Source organism: Polaribacter sp. Z014 (genome assembly GCF_023555435.1).
GTDB lineage: Bacteria > Bacteroidota > Bacteroidia > Flavobacteriales > Flavobacteriaceae > Polaribacter.
On the sequence record NZ_JALCZP010000061.1, the window covers coordinates 1 to 2,367 of the forward strand.

4 protein-coding genes are annotated in these 2,367 nt (G+C 28.5%); all 4 read right to left on the reverse strand.

What is annotated here, in order from left to right; genetic code table 11:
- Positions 1-196: 196 nt before the first annotated feature.
- The 4 genes from MPF19_RS18800 to MPF19_RS18815 all read right to left on the reverse strand — a co-directional run bounded on the left by MPF19_RS18800 (position 197) and on the right by MPF19_RS18815 (position 2,175).
- Positions 197-781: a helix-turn-helix domain-containing protein gene (locus tag MPF19_RS18800; protein WP_249989814.1), complete on the reverse strand. Its 585-nt coding sequence runs from the start codon at positions 779-781 to the stop codon at positions 197-199.
- A 2-nt stretch (positions 782-783) separates the two neighbouring features.
- A complete protein-coding gene (locus MPF19_RS18805) occupies positions 784-1,122 on the reverse strand; it encodes a type II toxin-antitoxin system HigB family toxin (protein WP_249989815.1) in 339 nt (112 codons plus the stop codon).
- 213 nt (positions 1,123-1,335) lie between these two features.
- Positions 1,336-1,959 (reverse strand): hypothetical protein, encoded by a 624-nt coding sequence (locus MPF19_RS18810; protein WP_249989816.1) that lies wholly within the window; start codon positions 1,957-1,959, stop codon positions 1,336-1,338.
- 66 nt (positions 1,960-2,025) lie between these two features.
- A complete protein-coding gene (locus MPF19_RS18815) occupies positions 2,026-2,175 on the reverse strand; it encodes a hypothetical protein (RefSeq protein WP_249989817.1) in 150 nt (49 codons plus the stop codon).
- Positions 2,176-2,367: the final 192 nt, after the last annotated feature.

A 2,367-nucleotide genomic window follows, 5' to 3' on the forward strand; every position in this document is an offset into this window, starting at 1 on the left:
GAATTCTGATTTACAAACTAAAAAAAAGCCAAAATTATATTTTACTAAATGACTTGTATTCGGCTCGATTCAACAGTTTTTGCCAACGTTGTTGTATATGGTTTGTTGCGTGTTTCAAGCACATAATTTAGTAAATAATTACCGACCAAGAAAGTCCGCGAGGACTTTCGTAAATAGGCAAGAAGCCAGCAATAAATTATATACGGTGTTGGGCAACGTAATTTTCTAAATTCAATTCAATATCTTTTTTTGTTAATCTTATTCGGTTTTTAGGAATTGATTTCAAAGTTTTTCTAATATGAATAACTTTATCTTCCTTTATAAAAGTCGGAATTAAATTTTCAAGTTCAATTTTAAAAAGTCGATTAATAATTATTAAGTCATCTTTCGAAAATGGTCTAATTCCGTTTATTAATTCGGAAACATAGCCTTTCCTGTGTCCTAAAATTTTCGCCAAATCAGTTTGATTCAAACCGCTCTCTTTTAGTTTTTTACGAATTATTTCTTTTCTTCTTGAATAGAACGTATTTTCAGCTTGTACAATGTTTTCTGCTAAATCACTTTCCTCAATTTGTTCGTTTGTAATATTCTCTTTATTTGACCAATTTTTATCTTCGTAATCTTTAATTAGTTTTGATAAGTGTTTTCTCAAAACTTTATAAGATTCATTTTCTTTAGCTAAAACTCTTAACTTTAGAAATAAATTACTCGCTTTTTCAACTTCTAATTCGCTGTTTAGAGAGTTGATTTTTTCTATATTTTTAATTGAAAATTTTTCCATAATTAAATCAAATTTTGGCTTCTCAACCATTTTTCTATTGTGTTTTTATTTCCCTTGAAAGTTTTATCATATTCTTGATGATTTCCTGTCCAAACGATTGAAGCTTCTGAATCCTCAAATACAATTAAAATCATTGTTCTGTGAATGCTAATATTAAAAAAGTAAAAACCTTCTGGATGAACGTTGTCTGCATCTGGTCTTTCTTCTTTAATTTCAAGAGGATTTTTCCATTCGGCGTTCTCAATATCTTCGATTAATTTTTTAATAGCTTCAGTCAACTTCTTATTTCCTTGATTCTTCTTCTCAAGTTTTAAAAGTTTTCTTTTGTTCAGTAAATTCAAAGTTCAAATAATTTACTGCAAATATAATAAAAAAGTTTCACATTTTGTAGAACTATATGGTTTCTTTTTTATGTTGCCCAACGTGTTTGTATATGGTTTGTTGCGTGGTTAAGAACGTAATTTAGCAAATAAAAACCGAATAGAAAATCCGCGAGGGTTTTCGTAAGCAGGCTAGAACTAGCAATAAATTATATACGGTGTTAGAGCCAGTTATTATTTAATTCCTTTCAGCTTAATTTTTATGTATTCATTGCATTTTAATTTATCTATAAAGGTTTTGTTTCGAATAGACATCTCTAATTCTACAGTCACATTTTTATTGTCACAGGCTAATTCATTGAATATTGATATTTTTCCATTCAGATTGTTGTCATTAAGCTCTTGCACAGTACTACTTTCTAATCTAAATTTATCAAGTTCTACAAACTTTGATTTAAAAACTAAAAACCAACTTTCTATTGATTTACCTTTTCCAGAGTATATTGACTCTTTCTCAAAGTCTATTTGTAAATTGTCAGTTCCAATTTTTATATCTCTAGCGTTAATGTATTCTGGAAGTAATTGGTAAATTTTATTCATTTCCTCCTTTGTATTAGTCCTGATAGTTATTTTTGCAGAAACTTCGTCTGATTTTAGAACCTGCTTTTCTTTTTCGGCATTACAATAACTTATAATATTTAAGGCTATAATTATAATTGATAACACAATTACAATTATTCCAGACAGAGTCAATGGTTTTAGAATAGTATTCTTTTGACTTTTTTTAGTTAATTCAGTTGTTGCAGATATGATAGTAATTAAGCCTGCTAATATTATTACAAATAGTTGGTTACTCATTCCATTCTTGGTTTTTTGTATTATACTGAAATAGGTTGACTCTTTTTTAGTTAAAATTCTCCGTTCTTAAATCGTTAGTTCATGTAAAATTACTTTATTTTTTCGATACGACTTGTATTTGATATTAGGATTTAAATGTGCTTCTGCAGGTTTTCTTAATTGCAGGCTAAAATGCGTTCTTAAATTGTTATAAATATAGACTGCTTGCTCCGTCATTTTTTGAGCTAATTCTGTGTTTTCATAAGTGACTGTAATTAATTGCTTAATTTTTAGTCAACCTATTTCAGGAAAGTTCATTTTTCTAATTGGCTCTAACGTTGTTTTGTATGGAAAGTTGCGTTTTAAGTCGACGGCTATTTTCCGCAGGAAAATAGAAGTTGACAGAAAAGCAACAAACTTTACTTAGGC

Bases quoted from the DNA above. Each gene is read 5' to 3' on its own strand.
- MPF19_RS18810 (WP_249989816.1), bottom strand. From the start codon at position 1,959: ATGAGTAACCAACTATTTGTAATAATATTAGCAGGCTTAATTACTATC.
- MPF19_RS18815 (WP_249989817.1), bottom strand. From the start codon at position 2,175: ATGACGGAGCAAGCAGTCTATATTTATAACAATTTAAGAACGCATTTT.
- MPF19_RS18800 (WP_249989814.1), bottom strand. From the start codon at position 781: ATGGAAAAATTTTCAATTAAAAATATAGAAAAAATCAACTCTCTAAAC.